18 protein-coding genes and 1 pseudogene are annotated in these 20177 nt (G+C 71.8%); 10 read left to right on the top strand and 9 right to left on the bottom strand.

The annotated features are described in order from the left end of the window. Positions 1–45: 45 nt before the first annotated feature. Positions 46–1581: a gamma-aminobutyraldehyde dehydrogenase gene (locus ACWDUZ_RS23365; RefSeq protein WP_451633723.1), complete on the bottom strand. Its 1536-nt coding sequence runs from the start codon at positions 1579–1581 to the stop codon at positions 46–48. A gap of 211 nt (positions 1582–1792) precedes the next feature. Here ACWDUZ_RS23365 and ACWDUZ_RS23360 point away from each other — a divergent pair, with 211 nt between their 5' ends. Next, positions 1793–2353: an NADAR family protein gene (locus ACWDUZ_RS23360; RefSeq protein ID WP_451633722.1), complete on the top strand. Its 561-nt coding sequence runs from the start codon at positions 1793–1795 to the stop codon at positions 2351–2353. Positions 2354–2551: 198 nt separating this feature from the next. Here the strand turns inward: ACWDUZ_RS23360 and ACWDUZ_RS23355 are convergent, their stop codons facing one another. Further along, the gene (locus ACWDUZ_RS23355; protein ID WP_451633721.1) at positions 2552–3010 is read right to left on the bottom strand and encodes a DUF4190 domain-containing protein; all 459 of its coding nucleotides are present in this window, start codon (positions 3008–3010) and stop codon (positions 2552–2554) included. 161 nt (positions 3011–3171) lie between these two features. Next, on the bottom strand, positions 3172–3936 hold the full coding sequence (locus tag ACWDUZ_RS23350; RefSeq protein WP_451633720.1) for a DUF4190 domain-containing protein: 765 nt from the start codon (positions 3934–3936) through the stop codon (positions 3172–3174). A 139-nt stretch (positions 3937–4075) separates the two neighbouring features. On the opposite strand from ACWDUZ_RS23350, the pseudogene ACWDUZ_RS23345 reads away from it, so the two are divergent. From ACWDUZ_RS23345 to ACWDUZ_RS23335, 3 genes and pseudogenes are all read left to right on the top strand, one after another. Next, positions 4076–5210: pseudogene (locus tag ACWDUZ_RS23345) on the top strand (adenosine deaminase). 29 nt (positions 5211–5239) lie between these two features. Next, positions 5240–5923 (top strand): glycerophosphodiester phosphodiesterase, encoded by a 684-nt coding sequence (locus ACWDUZ_RS23340; protein WP_451633719.1) that lies wholly within the window; start codon positions 5240–5242, stop codon positions 5921–5923. Positions 5924–6141: 218 nt separating this feature from the next. After that, positions 6142–7305 (top strand): serine hydrolase domain-containing protein, encoded by a 1164-nt coding sequence (locus ACWDUZ_RS23335; protein ID WP_451633718.1) that lies wholly within the window; start codon positions 6142–6144, stop codon positions 7303–7305. On the opposite strand, the gene ACWDUZ_RS23330 is transcribed toward ACWDUZ_RS23335, so the two are convergent. The 3 genes from ACWDUZ_RS23330 to ACWDUZ_RS23320 form a co-directional block, all read right to left on the bottom strand. After that, positions 7295–7831 (bottom strand): hypothetical protein, encoded by a 537-nt coding sequence (locus ACWDUZ_RS23330; protein ID WP_451633717.1) that lies wholly within the window; start codon positions 7829–7831, stop codon positions 7295–7297. The two genes, ACWDUZ_RS23335 and ACWDUZ_RS23330, sit on opposite strands and share 11 nt — an antisense overlap. Before the next feature lie 47 nt (positions 7832–7878). Continuing rightward, positions 7879–8463 carry an HXXEE domain-containing protein gene (locus ACWDUZ_RS23325; RefSeq protein ID WP_451633716.1) on the bottom strand — a complete coding sequence of 195 codons (585 nt, stop codon included), beginning with the start codon at positions 8461–8463 and terminating at the stop codon, positions 7879–7881. 173 nt (positions 8464–8636) lie between these two features. Beyond that, a complete protein-coding gene (locus ACWDUZ_RS23320) occupies positions 8637–10076 on the bottom strand; it encodes a gamma-aminobutyraldehyde dehydrogenase (RefSeq protein ID WP_451633715.1) in 1440 nt (479 codons plus the stop codon). Positions 10077–10247: 171 nt separating this feature from the next. Between ACWDUZ_RS23320 and ACWDUZ_RS23315 the strand changes: the two genes are divergently transcribed. From ACWDUZ_RS23315 to ACWDUZ_RS23290, 6 genes are all read left to right on the top strand, one after another. Then, positions 10248–10772: an Lrp/AsnC family transcriptional regulator gene (locus ACWDUZ_RS23315; RefSeq protein WP_451633714.1), complete on the top strand. Its 525-nt coding sequence runs from the start codon at positions 10248–10250 to the stop codon at positions 10770–10772. Continuing rightward, entirely contained in the window at positions 10757–12139 is a 1383-nt protein-coding gene (locus ACWDUZ_RS23310) for an aspartate aminotransferase family protein (RefSeq protein ID WP_451633713.1), read from the top strand. Before ACWDUZ_RS23315 ends, ACWDUZ_RS23310 begins: the two co-directional genes overlap by 16 nt. 416 nt (positions 12140–12555) lie before the next feature. Beyond that, positions 12556–13299 (top strand): ABC transporter ATP-binding protein, encoded by a 744-nt coding sequence (locus tag ACWDUZ_RS23305; protein ID WP_451633712.1) that lies wholly within the window; start codon positions 12556–12558, stop codon positions 13297–13299. Continuing rightward, the gene (locus ACWDUZ_RS23300; RefSeq protein ID WP_451633711.1) at positions 13281–14612 is read left to right on the top strand and encodes a hypothetical protein; all 1332 of its coding nucleotides are present in this window, start codon (positions 13281–13283) and stop codon (positions 14610–14612) included. The genes ACWDUZ_RS23305 and ACWDUZ_RS23300 overlap by 19 nt, the downstream gene beginning before the upstream one ends. Positions 14613–14762: 150 nt before the next feature. Beyond that, positions 14763–15170 carry a VOC family protein gene (locus ACWDUZ_RS23295; protein ID WP_451633710.1) on the top strand — a complete coding sequence of 136 codons (408 nt, stop codon included), beginning with the start codon at positions 14763–14765 and terminating at the stop codon, positions 15168–15170. Positions 15171–15426: 256 nt separating this feature from the next. Continuing rightward, on the top strand, positions 15427–16128 hold the full coding sequence (locus tag ACWDUZ_RS23290; protein ID WP_451633763.1) for an LAETG motif-containing sortase-dependent surface protein: 702 nt from the start codon (positions 15427–15429) through the stop codon (positions 16126–16128). A gap of 103 nt (positions 16129–16231) precedes the next feature. On the opposite strand, the gene ACWDUZ_RS23285 is transcribed toward ACWDUZ_RS23290, so the two are convergent. The 3 genes from ACWDUZ_RS23285 to ACWDUZ_RS23275 are packed head-to-tail and all read right to left on the bottom strand — an operon-like array spanning position 16232 to position 19992. Further along, the gene (locus ACWDUZ_RS23285; protein ID WP_451633709.1) at positions 16232–17251 is read right to left on the bottom strand and encodes an ABC transporter ATP-binding protein; all 1020 of its coding nucleotides are present in this window, start codon (positions 17249–17251) and stop codon (positions 16232–16234) included. Next, positions 17252–18853 (bottom strand): ABC transporter permease, encoded by a 1602-nt coding sequence (locus tag ACWDUZ_RS23280; protein ID WP_451633762.1) that lies wholly within the window; start codon positions 18851–18853, stop codon positions 17252–17254. Between the two features lie 56 nt (positions 18854–18909). Beyond that, positions 18910–19992, bottom strand: a complete 1083-nt coding sequence (locus ACWDUZ_RS23275; protein ID WP_451633708.1) for a thiamine ABC transporter substrate-binding protein — start codon at positions 19990–19992, stop codon at positions 18910–18912. Positions 19993–20177: the final 185 nt, after the last annotated feature.

Genomic DNA, 20177 nt, shown 5'->3' with positions numbered 1-20177 from the left:
TGGTGCCCTTTCGGAGGGTTCGGCCTGGTCACGGCCTGGTACTGACTATCGGACCCCGAAGATCGTGCGGTGCCAGTCCTTGCGGACCACCGCGGTGTTGTCGAACATGACGTGCTTGATCTGCGTGTACTCCTCGAACGAGTAAGCGGACATGTCCTTGCCGAAGCCGGAGGACTTGTAGCCGCCGTGCGGCATCTCACTGATGATCGGGATGTGGTCGTTGATCCACACACAGCCCGCCCTGAGCTCCCGGGTGGCGCGGTTCGCCCGGTAGACGTCGCGGCTCCAGGCAGAGGCGGCCAGGCCGTACGGGGTGTCGTTGGCCAGCCGGATCCCTTCGTCGTCGGTGTCGAACGGCAGGACGACCAGCACCGGTCCGAAGATCTCCGACTGGACGATCTCGCTGTCCTGCGCGGCGTCCGCGATCAGCGTCGGAAGGTAGTAGGCGCCGCTCTTCAGCTCCCCCTGCGGAGCCTCGCCGCCGGTGACCACGCGCGCGTAGGCACGTGCCCGGTCCACGAAGGCGGCGACGCGGTCCCGCTGCGCGTGCGAGATCAGCGGGCCCAGGTCGGTGCCGGGGGCGAAGGGGTCGCCGAGCCGGACGGTCTCCATCAGTGCGCCGGTCCGCCGCACGAACTCCTCGTACAGGGGGCGCTGCACATAGGCGCGGGTGGCGGCCGTGCAGTCCTGCCCGGTGTTGATGAGAGCGCCCGCGACCGCGCCGTTGACCGCCGCGTCCAGGTCGGCGTCGTCGAAGACGACGAAGGGGGCCTTGCCGCCGAGTTCCAGGTGCAGCCGCTTGACGGTGGCGGTGGCGAGCTCGGCGACGCGCCGGCCGACGGCGGTGGAGCCGGTGAAGGAGGTCATGGCCACGTCGGGGTGGCCGACCAGGTGCTCGCCGGCCTCGCGGCCGGTGCCGGTGACGATGTTGAGCACGCCGTCCGGGATGCCCGCGTCCGTGCCGGCCTGGGCGAACATCAGCGAGGTCAGCGGGGTCAGTTCGGCCGGCTTCAGCACGATGGTGTTGCCCGCCGCGATCGCCGGGAGGACCTTCCAGGCAGCCATCTGCAGCGGGTAGTTCCAGGGGGCGATGGAGCCGACGACGCCGATGGGCTCGCGCCGGACGTAGGAGGTGTGGTCGCCGGAGTACTCACCGGCGGACTGGCCCTGCAGATGCCGGGCGGCACCCGCGAAGAAGGCGGTGTTGTCGATGGTGCCCGGCACGTCGAACTCGCGGGACAGCTTCAGCGGCTTGCCGCACTGGAGGGACTCGGCGCGGGCGAAGTCCTCGGCGCGCTCGGCGAGTACGGCGGCGAAGCGGTGCAGTGCGTCGGAGCGCTCGCCGGGCGTGGCACCCGCCCAGCCGGGGAACGCCTCCCGCGCGGCGGCGACCGCGGCGTCCACGTCCTCGGCGCCGGCCAACTCGTAGGTGTACACGTCCTCGCCCGTGGCCGGGTCGACCACGGCGTGGGTGCGGCCGGACGTGCCCTGCGCCGGGCGTCCGGCGATGTACTGCGCGCCGCCCGCGAGGCGGTCCTGCGCGGGGAATCGTTCCGGGGTGGCGGTGCCCGGCTTGTGCATGTCGCTCTCCTCCGCCGTCGCCCCGCTTCGCGCGGGGTCGGCTGGCGTAGCTCCAGCTCGATTTGAGTGCCGATCCTGACAGAGGAGAGGGGGTCCAACAAGTGATTCCGTTGTTGCCTTTTGGTTACGCGACGGAATCTGTCGACCGGGTGTCGAGTTGGCGTGGAAAAGCCGGGACGGAGTGTCAGTGGTGCGTGCCACACTCGCGTGCATGGGGACGATCGGTTCTTGGGAAGCCCTGATCAGGGAGGTCCGCGCGGGGGCGAGGATCAAGTACCTGCATTTCTGGGGGCATCGGCCGCGGCCGGACGGCCGGGTGGGCGCGAGCTGCCTGAGTCAGTGGTGGCCGTCGCCGTTCACGGTGGACGGGGTGACCTACGCGACCGCCGAGCACTGGATGATGGCCGGCAAGGCGCGGCTGTTCCGGGACGCGGAGGCGGTGCGACGGGCGCTGGCCGCGGGGCATCCCGCCCAGGCGAAGAAGGCGGGGCGGCTGGTGCGCGGCTTCGACGAGGACCTCTGGGCGCGGGAGCGGTTCCGGATCGTGGTGGAGGGCAGCGTCCACAAGTTCGCCGCGCATCCGGAACTGCGGGAGTTCCTGCTGGGCACGGGTGAGAGGGTGCTGGTGGAGGCGAGTCCGGTGGACCGCGTGTGGGGCATCGGGTTGGCCGCGGACGACGAGGCCGCCGCGGACCCGGAGCGCTGGCGGGGAGCGAACCTGCTGGGCTTCGCCCTGATGGAGGCCCGGGACCGGCTGCGGGCGGCGGCGTAGGCCTGTCGCCGGTCGAGCGGGGGCGGCGGCCCCGGCGCGGCGCGTGGGCGGCGCGGTCGCCGGCTCGACGCCTGTATGCGGCTCAGGCCTCGAGGCCGGCCGCAGGAGCCGCCCGTGATGTCCGGGCGCACGGGCAGGACGCCGCACTTGGCACAGGGGCCGACTGGAAGCCGGCCCCCCGGGGTGTGGCGGAAGACGTCAGAACGTGCCGGCCGTACCCATGATGCTCGCGAACACCAGGATGCCCAGCAGCGGCAGCACCACCGTGGCGATGATGCCGCAGACGAGACCGGCGGTCGCCGCGCCCTTGTTCGTGGCCTCGCCCCTGTTGGCCCTCCCCCTGCCGATGGCGCCGAAGATGATCCCGAGGATGCCCAGGATGACTCCGAAGAACCACAGGAAGAAGGTGAGGCTGCACACGACACCGATGATGCCCAGCACCATGCCCGTGGTGCCCATGCCGTTGTTCGGCTGCGCGGGCATGGCGTAGCCGGGGGCCTGGGGGTAGCCCGCGGGCGGCGCGGCCGGGTAGCCGGGGCCCGACTGCGGGTAGCCGTAGCCCGGCCCGGACTGCGGGTAGCCGTATCCCGGCGCCGGCTGCTGCGGCGGCTGGGACGGCGGCCCGAATCCACCGGGTGCGGGATTGTTGTCGGACATGGCTGGAGCTCCCCTCCGTTGACAGTCAAGGCATCGTAATGCCCGTGATCGTCGCGGTGTACGGCGTGTGCGCAGGCTGTTGCGGAACGGATGCGAGCGGAAGGGGCGGAGCCCGCACGGCCGGGTCGAGAGGCCGTACGGCCGGGTTCGGCGGCGGGTGTTCAGCGGTCGGTGAGGACTGGCGCGGACACCCGGAGCACGTCGCCGTACCCGTCCCCGAAGCCGTCGTCGTACCCGTCGTCGTCCGCGTGGATGGCGGCGGTGATCCCGATGGCGACCAGGACGATCACCGCGATGCCGAGGACGATGCCGATGATGCCCGTGATGAAGCCGGCCTGGGCCTGGCCGTGGTTGTCGGCCTCACCCCGCTCGGCCTTGCGGCGGCCCTTGATGCCGAAGACGACGGCGAGGATGCCGAGGACGACCGAGACCACGCCGTACAGGCAGAACAGACAGCAGGACAGGATGCCGAGCACCATGGCCGCGATGCCCAGGCCGTTCTCCCGGGGCCGCGGCATGCCGGGCCAGCCGTAGGCCCCGTAGCCCGGCTGAGCAGGGTGGCCGGGATAGCCGGGGTGGCCCGGATAACCGTAGCCGCCGGGACCCGCGGGACCGCCGGGGCCGGTGGGGGCGATCGGCGGCGGGGGCACGGCGGACTCGCCCGCCGGGGCGACGGGCGGCGCGTCGGCGGGGGCGGCGAACGCCGGCGGCGGGAAGCCGCCGGGCGGCATCGAGGCGAGGGTGGCCTGGTCGTGCACGGACGGCGAGGAGCCCGGGGCCTGCGGCGGCACGGGCGGCAGGTCGCGCACCGGGGGCTGCTGAGGCACCGACGGCGGGTTCTTCTCCAGGGAGGGCCGGCTCTCGGGCGGCGCCCACGGGTTGTCCTCGGCCCCGGCACCTGAGCCCGCCCGCGTTCCGTCCGTCATGTGCTCGCGTCCCCCTCCATCGATCGTCCCGCCATGCTACGGCCTGGTCGCCGGGTCCATGCCAGGCGGTCGGGCAAGGGCGCTGACCGCCGCCTCCACGGGCCACCGCCCGGTCACGCGTGCCCTGCGTGCGCCTACCATGGCCGTGCTCATCGATCAGCCGATCACCCGCACCGCGCCCGCCCGCTCGGGACACACGGTGCCGTTCCCCGGGGAGGAACCCCTTGACCGACCAGCGCGCTCCTCGCGATCCACACGCCTTCATCGCCGGACTGCCCAAAGCCGAACTGCACGTGCACCACGTCGGCTCCGCCTCGCCCCGGATCGTCTCCGAGCTGGCCGCCCGGCACCCCGACTCCAAGGTGCCCACCGACCCCGAGGCCCTGGTCGACTACTTCACCTTCACGGACTTCGCCCACTTCATCGAGGTGTACCTGTCGGTCGTCGACCTGATCCGCACCCCGGAGGACGTCCGCCTGCTGACGTACGAGGTGGCCCGGGACATGGCCCGCCAGCAGGTGCGCTACGCCGAGCTGACCATCACCCCGTTCTCCTCCACCCGCCGCGGCATCGACGAGCGTGCCTTCATGGACGCGATCGAGGACGCCCGCAAGGCGGCCGAGGCCGAGTTCGGGACCGTGCTGCGCTGGTGCTTCGACATCCCCGGCGAGGCCGGTCTGGAATCGGCCGAGGAGACGGTGCGGCTGGCCACCGACGACCGGCTGCGCCCCGAGGGGCTGGTGTCGTTCGGGCTGGGCGGCCCGGAGATAGGTGTGCCGCGGCCCCAGTTCAAGCCCTACTTCGACCGCGCGATCGCCGCCGGACTGCGCTCCGTCCCGCACGCCGGCGAGACCACCGGCCCGCAGACGGTGTGGGACGCGCTGACCGAGCTGCGCGCCGAGCGCATCGGCCACGGCACCAGTTCGGCCGAGGACGAGAAGCTGCTCGCGCACCTGGCCGAGCACCGCATCCCGCTGGAGGTCTGCCCCACCTCCAACATCGCCACCCGGGCGGTGCGGACCCTGGAGGAGCACCCCGTACGGAAGTTCGTCGAGGCCGGGGTCCTCGTCACGATCAACTCCGACGACCCGCCCATGTTCGGCACCGACCTCAACTCCGAGTACGCGGTGGCCGCCCGCCTCCTCGACCTCGACGAGCGGGGCATCGCCGAGCTGGCCAAGAACGCGGTGCACGCCTCCTTCCTCGACGAGGCGGGCAAGAAGCGCATCGCCGACGAGATCGACGCCTACACCGCGCGGTGGCTCGCGCCCTGAGCCGACGGGCGCGGGACACAATGGGGCGCATGCAGACCGTGACCGCCGTCGCGCACCGCGGCGACCCCTACCGCTTCCCCGAGAACACGATCGACTCGCTGCGCTCCGCGCTCGGCCGGGGCGCGGACGCGGTGGAGATCGACGTGCGCCTGACCCGGGACGGGGTGCCCGTGCTGCTGCACGACGAGTCGCTGAAGCGGCTGTGGGGGCACGACCGGCCGGTGCGCTCGCTGTCCGCCGGCGAGGTGCGCGCGCTGACGGCGGGCCGGGTGCCCACGCTCGTGGACGCGCTGGCCGCGACGGACGGCAGCCGGGTGATGCTCGACCTGCCGGGCGCTGCCGATCCCCGGGCGGTGCGGGAGATCGTCGGGGTGGTCCGTGACTGCGGTGCGCGCGACCGCGTGTACTACTGCGCGGGCGCGGCGGCGATGCTGGCGGTGCGTGCGGCCGACCCGTCCGCCGAGATCGCTCTGACCTGGACGACGCTCGCGCCTCCGCGCCCCGGTCTGCTGGCCGCGGTGCGACCCAGGTGGCTGAACTACCGTTTCGGCCTGGTCGGCCGGGATCTCGCCGCGCGGCTCCACCGCGAAGGCCTCCTGCTGTCCGTCTGGACCCCGGACACCCGCCGCTCGCTGCGCCGTCTGGTCGCCCTCGGCGTGGACTCGATCACGACCAACCGCATCGAGGTCCTGTGCGCGCTGCGCGGGCGCTGAGCGGCGCGCTCCGTGGGGCACTCGGTGGCACCCGTAGGGGGTGCCCCGGGTAATACCCGTGCTCCGCCGGGTCGTTGACCGAGGGTCGGTTCGGGGGCGGGTGCCCTCCTCGGTGATGATCCGCCGGTGCGCCGGGTCGGCCGAGGATGATCGGCAGCGGCCGTGCACATCGGTCGCGCACCCGTTCCGGATCCCCTCGGACCTCACAGGAGCAGCCGATGCGAGCCCGTACCACCGCCCTGACCGCCGCCTGTCTCGCCCTCGCCCTGGCCGCCGGGCCACTGGCCGCCGCCGGGGCGTCCGCCGCACCGGCCACCGCCGCCGGCGCGACCCCCGCGCCGAGGCCGTCCACGGCCCGCGACGCGACCGGACCGGACGTGGCGGCCCTGTCCGCCGCGATCGCCGGGCTGCCCGACGAGGACGTCACCGCGGCGGACGTCCGTGTCGGCGGCAACGGCACCTGGCGCGGTACGGCCGGGGTCCGGGACATCCGCACGGGGGCACCCGCACTCCGGGACGGGCGCTTCCGCGCCGGTTCGGTGACGAAGGTGGTGACCGCGTCCATCGTGCTGCAACTGGCCGCCGAGGGCCGGATCAGCCTGGACGGCACCGTGCAGCACTACCTCCCGGGCCTGCTCACCGAGGACTTCGAGCCCATCACCGTACGGCAGTTGCTGAACTACACCAGCGGCCTGCAGCCCGGCCCTTCTCTCGGCGAGACGGTCGAGGACGGATACCCGCACCGCTTCGAGACGCTGACGCCGCGCCAGGTCGTGGCGGGCTCGGTCGCGCAGGGACCGGCGTACCGGCCGGGCACGCGGCAGACCTACGGCAACATCCACTACACCGTGCTCGGCATGCTGATCGAGAAGGTGACCGGCGACTCCTACGCCCACCAGGCCCAGGTACGCGTCTTCGAGCCGCTGGGCATGCGCCACTCCTCGTTCCCGGTGGGCGCCGACCCCCGTGTCCACGGTCCGCACAACCGGGGTTACGACTGGATCGACGGCAAGCTGGTCGACGTCACCGACTGGAACGTGTCCGACCGGTGGGCGGCCGGCGACATGATCTCGACGACCGCCGACCTGCAACGGCTGCTGGTGGGTCTGTTCCGCGGCCGAGTGGTGCCCGAGCCGCAGCTGCGGGAGATGTTCACCGTTCCCGACCTGCCGGGGGCCAGGTACGGAGCCGGGCTGGAGCGGTTCGAGCTGAACGGCAGGGTGATCTGGGGCAAGACCGGCTCGCGCCCCGGTTACGCCACGGCCGTCGCCGCGACCCGCGACCTGTCCCGGACCGTGGTCTACGACGTGACCGCCACCGACGCCAAGGGCGACGGCGCGGCCACCGCCGAACGGTTCGGGTACCCGGCGTTCAATCGCTGACCGCGACTACGGCGGCGGGGGGCGCGGGCGGTGCGGTCAGCGCCTCCAGCCGCTTGATCTTCCTGCGCAGGACGTGGAGCGGGACGATCCCGAACAGCCCGAAGGACATGTCGATCAGCGACCACCAGAAGGGGATGCCCCGGATCGGCCCGCAGATCAGCGCGAGCGGCACGATGCCCACGCAGGCGATCATCCCGAACTCCACGACCCAGATGTTGCGGACCGGGTCGCGGTAGGGCCCGTAGAACGCGACCGCGATGACGAGATGTGCGAACGCCAGCCAGTCCGTGCCGTACAGCAGGAACGGGTAGTCGGCGTCGGCGGTGTCGAGCCCGTGCCGCACCCGCTCGATCCAGTCCATCAGTCCGGGCAGGTGATCGGGCACCGCCAGGGACCGCAACACGCTCTCGGTCCACCGCAGTTCGTGCACCAGCGGGAAGGCGGTGGCCCCGCTGAGCACCAGACAGACGACGAAGACAACCAGCCAGAGACGAATGCCCTTGAGCAGGGCGGCGCTGTCGCTCATGGCATGAGCGTACGCCGGTGTTGAACATGTTCAAAAAGAGGGGTGGGTCATCCCCGGCCTCCCTCCCCTCTCCCCCTTGCTCCCCCGCCGAGCACGCGGCGCGCCACCGCGTGCGACGCCACCGTCGCCACCGCCGCGAACCCGAGGCCGAGGGCCGCGTCGCGCGGGCGCGCGGGACGCAGGACACCGGCGCGGCGCAGCCGGCCGCGCGCCCACAGGGTGAAGGGGACGACCAGCAGCGGCGAGGTCGCCGCGCCGGGCGTGTAGCCGCGCACGGCGGCGGACTGGGCCAGGTGCACCAGGCCGTGCAGCCCGAAGCCGTTGAGGGCGGTCTGATACACCGCCGAGCGCCCGCCGGTGGCGAGGCCCGCGGCGGAGGCGGCGGCGACCGTCGCCCCCATGAGCCCCACGGCCACGGCGAATTCGCGCCCGTCGAGGGACTCGGCGCGCCGCCACACCGCCTCCGGAACCGCCGGGAATCGCTTCCGGAGCGTCGGTGTGTTCCGGCGCAGCCACCGCGGCAGGGTGGCGAGTTCCTCGGCGTCGTGCAGCGCCCAGGCCGCCAGCGGGCCCAACGTGAAGGCGGGGCCCGCCTGTTGAGCGTGAGCGTTCGCCTTCGAGGTGTTCGTCATGACCGCGAGTCTGCTACAGCCCACGAACCCCCGCCCTGCCCTTCCGGCCCCGCGCAGGCCGCGGCCCCGGGTGGTAAGTCCTTCCACCCGGGGCCGCGAGTTCGCTCACGTGTGCGCCGTCGCGCGCGCCCTCGTCGTCCGAGCCGTCACGCGCGCCCGAACCATCGCGCCGCTCAGCCGTCCAGGGACGTCATCACGTGCTTGACGCGCGTGTAGTCCTCGAAGCCGTACGCCGACAGGTCCTTGCCGTAGCCGGACTTCTTGAAGCCGCCGTGGGGCATCTCGGCGACCAGCGGGATGTGGGTGTTGATCCACACGCAGCCGAAGTCGAGCTTCTTGGACATCCGCATGGCACGGGCGTGGTCCTTGGTCCACACGGAGGAGGCCAGCGCGTACTCGACGCCGTTGGCCCACTCGACGGCCTGGTCCTCGTCCGAGAAGGGCTGGACGGTGATGACCGGGCCGAAGACCTCCTTCTGGATGATCTCGTCGTCCTGCTTGACGCCGGAGACGACGGTCGGCGCGAAGAAGTAACCCGTGTCGCCGACGCGCTTGCCGCCGGCCTCCACGCGCGCGTGGGCCGGCAGCCGCTCGATGAAGCCCTCGACCTGCTTGAGCTGGTTGGGGTTGTTGAGCGGGCCGAACAGGACGTCCTCGTCGTCCGGCAGGCCGGTCTTCGTGTCCTCCGCCGCCTTCGCCAGCGCGGTCACGAACTCGTCGTGGATCGACTCGTGGACCAGGACGCGGCAGGCGGCCGTGCAGTCCTGGCCGGCGTTGAAGAAGCCCGCGACGGAGATGTCCTCGACGGCCTTGGCGATGTCGGTGTCCTCGAAGACCACGACCGGCGCCTTGCCGCCCAGTTCCAGGTGGACGCGCTTGACGTCCTTGGAGGCGGACTCGGCGACCTGGATGCCGGCGCGGACCGAGCCGGTGATGGAGGCCATGGCCGGGGTGTCGTGCTCGACCATCATGCGGCCCGTCTCGCGGTCGCCGCAGATGACGTTGAAGACGCCCTTGGGCAGGACCGAGCCGAGGATCTCCGCGATCAGGACCGTGGAGGCCGGCGTGGTGTCCGACGGCTTCAGGACGACCGTGTTGCCGGCGGCGATCGCCGGGGCGAACTTCCACACGGCCATCATCATCGGGTAGTTCCAGGGCGCGACCTGGGCGCAGACGCCGACCGGCTCCCGGCGGACGATCGACGTCATCCCCTCCATGTACTCGCCGGCGGATCGGCCCTCCAGCATCCGCGCCGCGCCCGCGAAGAAGCGGATCTGGTCCACCATCGGCGGGATCTCCTCGGAGCGGGTCAGCCCGACCGGCTTCCCGGTGTTCTCCACCTCGGCCGCGATCAGTTCCTCGGCACGCTCCTCGAAGGCGTCCGCGATCTTCAGCAGGGCCTTCTGCCGCTCGGCGGGGGTGGTGTCGCGCCAGCCCGGGAAGGCCGCGGCGGCGGCGGCCATCGCGGCGTCGACATCCGCCTGGCCGGACAGCGGCGCGGTCGCGTACGCCTCTCCGGTCGCGGGGTTGACCACCTCGGTGGTCCGTCCGTCGGCGGCGTCCCGGAACTCACCGTCGATGAAGTTGCGCAGACGACGCAGCTCGGTGCTCACTGCCGGCCCTCCTGGGTTGGTTCATGGTGTCCGATCTCTGAGACACCCACCCTAGTCCGGTCTCCGACGTTTTCAACACCCCCGTCGCCATCACTTCTGCGAAATCCGCACGTCTCGGCCCGTCAAACAACGAATTTCATCGAATCAGGCTTGCGGAACTGTCGAGACGTCGTGCACAGTGAGCACGTGGCCAGTCGAAGCGCAGACCAGAAGGACTCGTCCCGCGAGTCCCGCAACGGGAACGGCACCCCCCAGCTGGACGCCGTCTCCCTCGCCATCATCGAGCAGCTCCAAGAGGACGGCCGCCGGCCGTACGCCGCGATCGGCAAGGCCGTCGGCCTGTCCGAGGCGGCGGTGCGCCAGCGCGTGCAGAAGCTGCTCGACCAGGGCGTGATGCAGATCGTCGCCGTCACGGACCCGCTCACCGTGGGCTTCCGCCGGCAGGCGATGGTCGGCATCAACGTCGAGGGCGATGTCGAGTCGATCGCGGACACGCTGACCGCCATGTCGGAGGTCGAGTACGTGGTGATGACCGCGGGCTCGTTCGACATCCTCGCCGAGATCGTCTGCGAGGACGACGACCACCTGCTGGACGTCATCAACAAACGCATCCGCGCGCTGCCCGGCGTGCGCTCCACCGAGAGCTTCGTCTACCTGAAGCTCAAGAAGCAGACCTACATGTGGGGAACCCGATAACCGTGAGCACCAAGGACCTCAGCCGCACCGCGTACGACCACCTGTGGATGCACTTCACCCGCATGTCCTCGTACGAGAACGCCCCGGTTCCGACCATCGTCCGGGGCGAGGGCACCTACATCTACGACGACAAGGGCAAGCGCTACCTCGACGGTCTCGCGGGCCTGTTCGTGGTCCAGGCCGGTCACGGCCGCACGGAGCTCGCCGAGACCGCCTTCAAGCAGGCACAGGAGCTCGCGTTCTTCCCGGTGTGGTCCTACGCCCACCCCAAGGCGGTCGAGCTGGCGGAGCGGCTGGCGGACTACGCGCCGGGCGACCTCAACAAGGTCTTCTTCACCACCGGCGGCGGCGAGGCGGTGGAGACCGCCTGGAAGCTCGCCAAGCAGTACTTCAAGCTGACCGGCAAGCCCACCAAGCACAAGGTCATCTCGCGTGCGGTCGCCTACCACGGCACCCCCCAGGGCGCCCTGTCCATCACCGGACTGCCGGGCCTGAAGGCCCCCTTCGAGCCGCTGGTCCCCGGCGCGCACAAGGTGCCGAACACCAACATCTACCGCGCGCCGCTCTTCGGCGACGACCCGGTCGCCTTCGGCCGCTGGGCCGCCGACCAGATCGAGCAGCAGATCCTCTTCGAGGGCCCGGACACGGTCGCGGCCGTCTTCCTGGAGCCGGTGCAGAACGCCGGCGGCTGCTTCCCGCCGCCCCCCGGCTACTTCCAGCGGGTGCGCGAGATCTGCGACGAGTACGACGTGCTGCTCGTCTCGGACGAGGTCATCTGCGCCTTCGGCCGCCTCGGCACGATGTTCGCCTGCGACAAGTTCGACTACGTCCCGGACATGATCACCTGCGCCAAGGGCATGACCTCGGGCTACTCCCCGATCGGCGCCTGCATCATCTCCGACCGCCTGGCCGAGCCGTTCTACAAGGGCGACAACACCTTCCTGCACGGCTACACCTTCGGCGGCCACCCGGTCTCCGCGGCCGTGGGCCTGGCCAACCTCGACCTGTTCGAGCGCGAGGGCCTCAACCAGCACGTGCTCGACAACGAGTCGGCGTTCCTGTCGACCCTCCAGAAGCTGCACGACCTGCCGATCGTCGGCGACGTCCGCGGCAACGGCTTCTTCTACGGCATCGAGCTGGTCAAGGACAAGAACACCAAGGAGACGTTCGACGAGGAGGAGACCGAGCGCGTCCTGTACGGCTTCCTCTCCAAGGCCTTGTACGACAACGGCCTGTACTGCCGTGCCGACGACCGCGGCGACCCGGTCGTCCAGCTCGCCCCGCCGCTGATCTCCGACCAAGAGACCTTCGACGAGATCGAGCAGATCCTGCGCGCGACGCTGACGGAGGCGTGGACCAAGCTGTGACCGGCGCGCCGCGCGCGGGCGCGGTGAGGCGCACACCTCCGATCAGATGATCATCACCGGCCCCGGAGCCGTCCGTTCGAGTGGGAAACGGCGGTCCGGGGCCGTGTGCTGTCCCGGCACCCGGCAGCGGCTGCCTAGCGTCTTGACTCCTCCCCCTCGCAGGACGACAGGGATTCCTGGCTCACGCTGCTCGGTCGTTCGGCGAACGACCGAGTCTGCCGCGATCAGCACCAGCCGGGTTGAGACCAGCCCGGGTGGCAAAAACGCCTAGGAGGCAACGCGTGCTTGGTTCTCGCAACGCGCTGTCCATCGATCACCGTACGCCGAACCGGCACCGTGACCTTGAATCTCTGCGCTCGTTCGCCCATACGGGGGACAAGGCGCGGCAATCCCGATCAGAACCGAGGTGCACACCCATGGACGACTCGCCGGACAACGACGTTCTCTGGGCACGCGCCCTGCACTACACCCACAGCGACGGCTCACCCGCGCTCGGCGGCGTCTCGCTCGGCGTCCGGCAGGGAGAGATCCTCGCCGTCGCCGGACCGAGCGGCAGCGGCAAGACGACCCTGCTGCGCTGTCTGTCCGGCATGGTGCGGGTGCGCCAGGGCGAGGTGTGGTTCAACAGCGCCCCCGTGCACACCCTCGGGCCGCTGGCCCGCGAACGGCTGCGCCGGGACCGGTTCGGCTGGATCGACCCCGCCCCCGTGCTCGTACCCGAGCTGAACGTCTGGGAGAACACCGCCCTGCCGCTGATGCTCCGCGGCACCAGCCGGCGCCGCGCCAAGGTGGCCGCCCTGGAGTGGCTGGAGCGCCTGGACGTCGGCGAGCTGGCCCGCAGACGGCCGTACCAACTGCGCCAGGCCGAGCGGCAGCGCGTCTGCCTCGCCCGTGCCCTCGCCCCCGCGCCGACCGTGCTCTTCGCCGACGAGCCCACGGCCCCGCTGCACCGGGCCGACCGCGCCCATGTGCTGCGCACGCTCACCACGGCGTCCCGCTCGCACGGCATCACGGTCGTCCTGGCCACGCACGACCCGGAGACCGCGGCCCTCGCCGACCGCACGGTGGCTCTGCTGGACGGACGGTGCGTGAAGACCGTGCATCTGCCCCCCGTCGGCGACACGACGGAAGGCCGGGCCGCGTGCTCGCTCTCCGTCTGACCCGCGTCGCCCACCCGGCCGTCCAGCTGCGCCGCCTGACCGTGGCGACGGCCTCGGCGGGCACCGGCTTCCTGTTGCTGTGCAGCCTCGCCTACGCCCTCCGTCACCCCGGCGACCCGTCCGCCGCGCTGCTGCGCCTGTCCTGGTGCGCGGTGCCCCTGGCCGCCACGACCCAGCTGGCGGTCGCGGTGGCCCGCACCGACCCCGGCACCCGGCCGCGCAGCGCTCTGTCGGCCCTCGGCCTCGGACCCGGCCGCCTGATGGCCGTCTCGGCGGCCACGACCGCACTGACCTGCTCGTTCGGCGCCCTGCTCGCGCTGCTGATCTTCCTCCATCTGCGCGACGGCCTCGCCGACCTGCCCTTCGGCGGCGCCGCCTCGCACTTCCTCGCCGCGAAGGACCCCCTGCCCGTGCCGGGGACCCTGCTCCTGCTCGCGGTCGTGCCGGCGCTGGCGTCCGCGGCGGTGGCACTGGCCCTGAGGCCCCGGGAGACCAAGCCCGCGGCCCGGGCCCGGGAGGCGAAGAAGGGCACCGCGGAGCCGGCCCGCAGGGTCCTGGTGACGGTGGACGCGGCCGGCTCTCCGGCCGATCGGACCGGCGCCCCGTCCGAGGTCCTCCTCGAGGACGGCCCCGTGCCCGGGGACGACCAGGCACCCGACGCTCCGGATCCCGACCCGCAGCGCCCGCTGCCACCGCGCCGGCCCCCCACCGGCCTGCCCTGGGGCATCGCCGTACTGGCCGCCGGCCTCGCCGTCGAGGCCTACGCCGGCCGCACCCCGAACCCCTCCCGAGCCTCCACCACGGCGCTTCCCGGCGGCCTCGCCGCCGACTCCACGGCGGTGCTCGTCGGCTGGCTGCTGACCGCTCTCGGCCTCGCCCTCGCCGGCCCCGGCATCACCCACCTGTGCGGCCGGCTGCTCCAGACGGCCGGGCCCGGGCCCGTGCGTCTGCTGGCCGGCCGGATCCTGATGGAGGAGGCGGGCCGCATCGGCCGCCCACTGGGCGTGGTGTGCGCGGTGGCGTCCGGGACGTACGCCATGGGCGTCCTCTACGAGGGCAGCACGCCCGTCATGGGTCCGCTGACCGTCCTGGGGACGCTGCTCGTGGCCGGCTGTGCTTTGGCGACCCTGCTCACCGCGGCCGTGGAGGCGCGGCAGGCCCGCGCCGACGTCACCGCCGCCCTGCTGCGGCTCGGCGCGCCCGCCACGACGCTGCGCTCCGCAGCGGTCCTGCGCGCCGGCGCGCTGCTGGCCGTCTTCGCCCCGCTGACCTTCCTGATCGCCGACCTCGCCGCACTGCCGCTGACCCGCTGAACCACTGGGCCGCTCAGTCGCTGACGAATGCGGACCGCCACGCGCGGAAAAAAGATTTCTCGTCGGCGATGAGTTCCGCCTCCGACCCCGGTCTACCCCACCGAACGGCACGAACGACGTGCCGGTGCACACCGACGGGAGAGACCCACCATGTACCAGCAGATGATCTTCCTGAACCTGGCGACCGACGACGTGGCCGCGTCCCGGAAGTTCTTCACCGAGCTCGGCTACACGATCAACCCGCAGTTCTCCACCGACGACTGCTCGTGCGTCGTCATCAGCGACACGATCGTCGCGATGCTGCTCAGCAAGCAGCGCTACGCCGACTTCACCAAGAAGGAGATCGCGGACGCCACGAAGACCAGCGAGGTGCTGATCTGTCTGAGCGCCGAGAGCCGCGAGAAGGTCGACGAGCTGGTCGACAAGGCCGTCGCCGCCGGTGGCACCGTGAGCGGCGAGACCCAGGACTACGGCCACATGTACGGCCGCGCCTTCGACGACCTCGACGGGCACACCTGGGAGGTCATGTGGATGGACCCGGCGGCGGTGCAGGGCTGAGGCGGAGCGGCGGTGCGGGGCTGAGGCGGGGCGGCGCGACGCCGGGACGGCTCAACACGTTCAAACGTGCGGGTGGTTAACAAATAGGTAAAGCCAACGCCCCTGCCGGGCATATGCGTTGACAGTTCCGACGGAGCGCTTATAGACCTGAGAGCCTCCTGGGGGTGCTGGGGCAGCCGCGTCGTCCGTGGTCGCCCGACGCCCCCTTCACCCCCCTCAGTCGCGCATCCCGTGAAGGGCCAAGGCCATCTTGTCCATATCACTGTCCCGCCGTACCGCACGTTCCGTGCGCGTCCTGGGCGTCGCCGCCTCGGCCGCCGCGCTCGCGGTCGGCGCCGCAGGCACCGCACTCGCGTGCAACATCAGCGAGTTCTCCGCCGAAGCCACGTGCTCCGGTGGCAAGGGCGTCATCGTCGTCACCGACAAGGACCGGTCCGGCACCCCGGCGGTCGTCACCGTGTTCCTCGAGAACAACGGCGCCGACGCGAAGAAGATCGGCGAACAGTCGGTCAAGGGCTCCGCCCGGGGCACCACCGTCACCTTCGCCGAGGACTGGCAGCCGAACGCCGTCTACCGCATCCACGTCAAGGCCGGAAAGAACCTGGTCGACGAGGACATCAGCCCCAACCTGACCACCCCGTCCACGGCCTGTGCGCCGGCCACGCCGAGCGCACCGGCCACCCCGTCGAAGCCGGCCACCCCGACCCCGTCGGCATCGGCGACGCCGTCCAAGCCCGGCACGGCGACTCCGACGCCGTCCGAGTCCGAGAGCAGCACCGCCCCCGCGGGCGCCGTGAGCAACGCTCCCTCGCCCGCCGTCGGTGACTCCAACCTCGCCGAGACCGGTGCGAACTCCAACACCGGCCTGATCGCCGGCATCGCGGCCGCCCTGGTCGTCGTCGGCGGCGGCGCGGTCTTCTTCGGCCTGCGCCGTCGTGGAGCCAACGGCCAGCGCTGACGCGCCTCCCTACGGCCCCGGACGTCTCCGTACGTCCGTACGCCACCCGTGGCCCGTCCCCGAACCCGGGGGCGGGCCACAGGCGTTCCCGCGGGCCGTGCGATCAGCCGAGCACGACGACGTCGGCCGGGTCGAACTCCACCCCGACCTCGGTCCCGACCTCCGGTGCCGACCGCAGCGGGCAGGCCGCCTCCAGCCGCGGCGCGTCCACCGGCTGGAGGTGCACGGCCACGTGGGTGCCCTTGAAGGCGCGCGCGGTGACCCGGCAACGCAGGCCCTCGTCGGCGGGGACGAGACGGATACCGGCGGGCCGTACGACGAGGGTGCGGGCGCCCTGCGGGGCGTCCCCGGGCACCGGCACCTTGCCCCACGGCGTGACCGCCAACTGCCGCTCGACCCTGGCCTCGACGACGTTCTCGAAGCCGAGGAAGCGGGCCACGAAGGCGTCCGCGGGCCGCTGCCACACCTCAAGGGGCGTACCGGACTGGGCGATCCGGCCCTCCCGCATCACCACCACCCGGTCGGCGAGCGCGAACGCCTCGCCCTGGTCATGGGTGACGGCCAGCACGGTGGTGCCCAACCGCCCGAACAGCTCCCGCAGTTCCACGACGAGGCGTTCGCGCAGGGAGCGGTCGAGCTGGCCGAGGGGTTCGTCGAGCATCAGCAACCGGGGCCGGGGCGCGAGTGCGCGGGCGAGGGCCACCCGCTGCTGCTCACCGCCGGAGAGCGCGGCCACCGCCCGGGCCCCGGCCCCCGGCAGCCCGACCAGCTCCAGCAACTCCTCCACCCGGGCGGCCCGTTCGCTCTTCGACGCGCGGCGCATCCGCAGTCCGAAGCCGACGTTCCCGGCGACGTCCCGCTGCGGGAAGAGCTGGTGGTCCTGGAACATCAGGCCGACCTCGCGCCGGTGCGCCGGCACCCCTGTCCGGTCCCGACCGTCGAGCAGCACCCGCCCGGAGTCCAGCGGCTGCAGTCCGGCCACCGCCCGCAGCAGCGTCGACTTGCCGCTGCCGCTGGGTCCGAGCACACACACGATCTCGTGTTCGGCGACCGCGAGATCGACGGCGTCGAGCGCGGCCCGCCCGCCGAAGCGGACGGTCGCGGCCTGCAGGCCCAGCAGCATCTAGAACTCCCCGCTCCGGTCGGTGCGCAGCCGTTCGAGGACCAGCAGCGCCACCGCGCACACCACCATGAGAATCGTCGACAGGGCCATCGCCTGCCCGTAGTTGAGGTCGCCGGGCCGCGACAGCAGCCGGGCCACGGCGACCGGCAGGGTCGGGTTGTCCGGCCGGGCGATGAACACGGTCGCGCCGAACTCCCCCAGTGACACCGCGAAGGCGAACCCGGCGGCGACCAGCAGCGCCCGGCGTACCATCGGCAGGTCGACCTCCCGCCACACCCGCCACGGCGACGCCCCCAGCACGGCCGCCGCCTCCCGCAGCCGTACGTCCACCGCGCGCAGCACCGGCAGCATGGTCCGCACCACGAAGGGCGCGCCGACCAGGGCCTGCGCGAGCGGGACCAGGATCCAGGACTGTCTGAGGTCGAGCGGCGGTTCGTCCAGTGCGATCAGGAAGCCGAAGCCGACCGTCACCGCCGACACCCCGAGCGGCAGCATCAGCAGCGCGTCGAAACCGCGCACGATCCGGCCGGCGTCGCGCCGGGCGAGCGCGGCGGCGGCGAGGCCGCCCACGACCACGGCGATCGCGGTCGCGGCGGCGGCGTAGGACAGGGAGGCGCCGATGGCTTGGATCGGCGCGACCAGGAAGGTGCCGCCGTCGGCGTCGGTCAGCGCCCGGTAGTAACCGAAGCCGGGTGCGGTGAGCGAGCGCTGCACCAGCACGGCGAGCGGCAGCAGGAGGAGCAGGGCGATCGTGGCGAGGACGGCGGCCAGCAGCGTCCACTGGCCCGCGCCGCGCGGACGGCGGGCGGTGAGCGAGGCGTCGACCAGCTTCAGAGCGGTCTCCCGGTGCCGTACGGTCCAGGCGTGCGCGGCGAGGATCGCGCCCACCGCAAGGAACTGGACGATGGTCAGCACGGCCGCGGTGGAGAGGTCGAAGATCTCGGAGGTCTGCCGGTAGATCTCCACCTCCAGGGTGGAGAAGGTGGGGCCGCCGAGGATCTGCACCACGCCGAAGGAGGTGAAGGTGAACAGGAAGACCATGAGCGCGGCGGCGGCGAGGGCCGGGGCCAGGGCGGGCAGGGTGACCTTGCGCCAGGCCGTCAGCGGCGAGGCGCCCAGCATCCGGGCGGCCTCCTCCTGCCGCGGGTCGAGTTGAGCCCACAGCCCGCCCACCGTCCGTACGACGACCGCGTAGTTGAAGAAGACGTGGGCCAGCAGGATCGCCCACACGGTGGTGTCCAGCCGCAGCCCCCACAGCTGGTCGAGCAGCCCTCCGCGCCCGACCAGGGCGAGGAAGGCGGTGCCGACGACGACGGTGGGCAGCACGAACGGCACGGTGACCACGGCCCGCAGGACCTGGCGGCCGGGAAAGTCGAGGCGGGCGAGGACGTAGGCCCCGGGCAGCGCGACCAGCAGGGTGAGCGCGGTCGAGGCGAGCGCCTGCCAGGTGGTGAACCACAGCACGTGCCGGATGTCCGGCTGTCCGAGCACGTCCACGATCCGCCCGACGTGCCAGGTTCCCCCGTCCTTCAGACCGCGCCGGACGATCGCGGCGACGGGATAGGCGAAGAAGACCGCGAAGAACGCGACGGGCACGGCCATCAGGCCGAGCCGCGCCGCGTTCCCCCTGCGGCTGACCGTGCGCTCCTTGCCGCCGGCTACTTCAGTACGAGCGAGGTCCACGACTTGACCCACTGGTCACGCTCGGCGGCGATCTTGTCCGGGGACAGGGTCTCCGGGTCCTTGGCCTGGGCACCGTACCGCCTGAACTCCGCGGGCACCTCGGAGCCGTTGGTCACCGGGTAGACGAACATGTTCAGCGGCATGTCGTCCTGGAACCGCTTGGTGAGCAGAAAGTCGAGGAACGCCTTGCCGCCCTTGGGGTTCCGGGCGTTGCTGAGCAGTCCCGCGTACTCGATCTGCCGGAAGCAGGTGCCGTACGCCACCCCGGTCGGCGCGGTCTTCGGCCGGGGGTCGGCGTAGATCACCTCGGCGGGCGGCGAGGAGGCGTAGGAGACGACGAGCGGCCGGTCGCCCTTGGCCTTCTTGCCGCCCGCGGATCCGGAGAACTCCTGGTTGTAGGCCTGCTCCCAGCCGTCGACGACCTTCACGCCGTTGGCCTTGAGCTTCTTCCAGTAGTCCTGCCAGCCGTCGTCACCGTACTTGGCGGCGCTGCCGAGCAGGAAGCCGAGACCGGGCGAGGAGGTGGCGGCGTTCTCGGTGACGAGCAGGTTCTTGTACTGCGGCTTGATCAGGTCGTCGAAGGAGGCCGGCGGGGCCAGCTTGTGGTCGGCGAAGTACTTCTTGTCGTAGTTGACGCAGATGTCGCCGGTGTCGATCGGCGTGACCCGGTGCTCGGCCTCGTCGGTCCGGTAGGCGGGCAGCACCAGGTCGGAGCCCTTGGGCCGGTACGGCTGGAACAGGCCGTTGTCGAGGGCGCGGGAGAGCAGCGTGTTGTCGACGCCGAAGAAGACGTCGCCCTGCGGGTTGTCCTTGGTGAGGATGGCCTTGTTGACGGCCTGGCCGGCGTCGCCGTCCTTGAGGACCTTGACGGTGTATCCGGAGCTCTTCTCGAAGGCGGACACGACGCTCTTGGAGGCGGCCCACGAGTCGTGGCTGACGAGGGTCACGGTCTTGGAGTCCGCGGCGTCGGTCGACCCTTTGCCATCGGTCGACTCGCACGCGGACAGCGTGACGAGGGCGAGTCCGACCGCCGCGGCGACGAACGTCTTGGTGTGCACTGGATGTCCTCCTGGGGGTTGGCCAGGAAGAGACGCGGCCCTGCCCGGGATCCGCGAGGATGCCGGGCAGGGCGCAACAGCTCGAGTGATGACCGAACTTCCTACCCAGAATGACCTGGGCGAGGTTCAGAGGGTCTGCGGCCGGTGCCGCACTCTCAGCGCTGTGGCGCTCCCCTGTCGGAATA

The sequence above is a fragment of the Streptomyces sp. NPDC003393 genome, from assembly GCF_053589015.1.
This window is presented reverse-complemented; position numbering and strand designations above follow the sequence as displayed.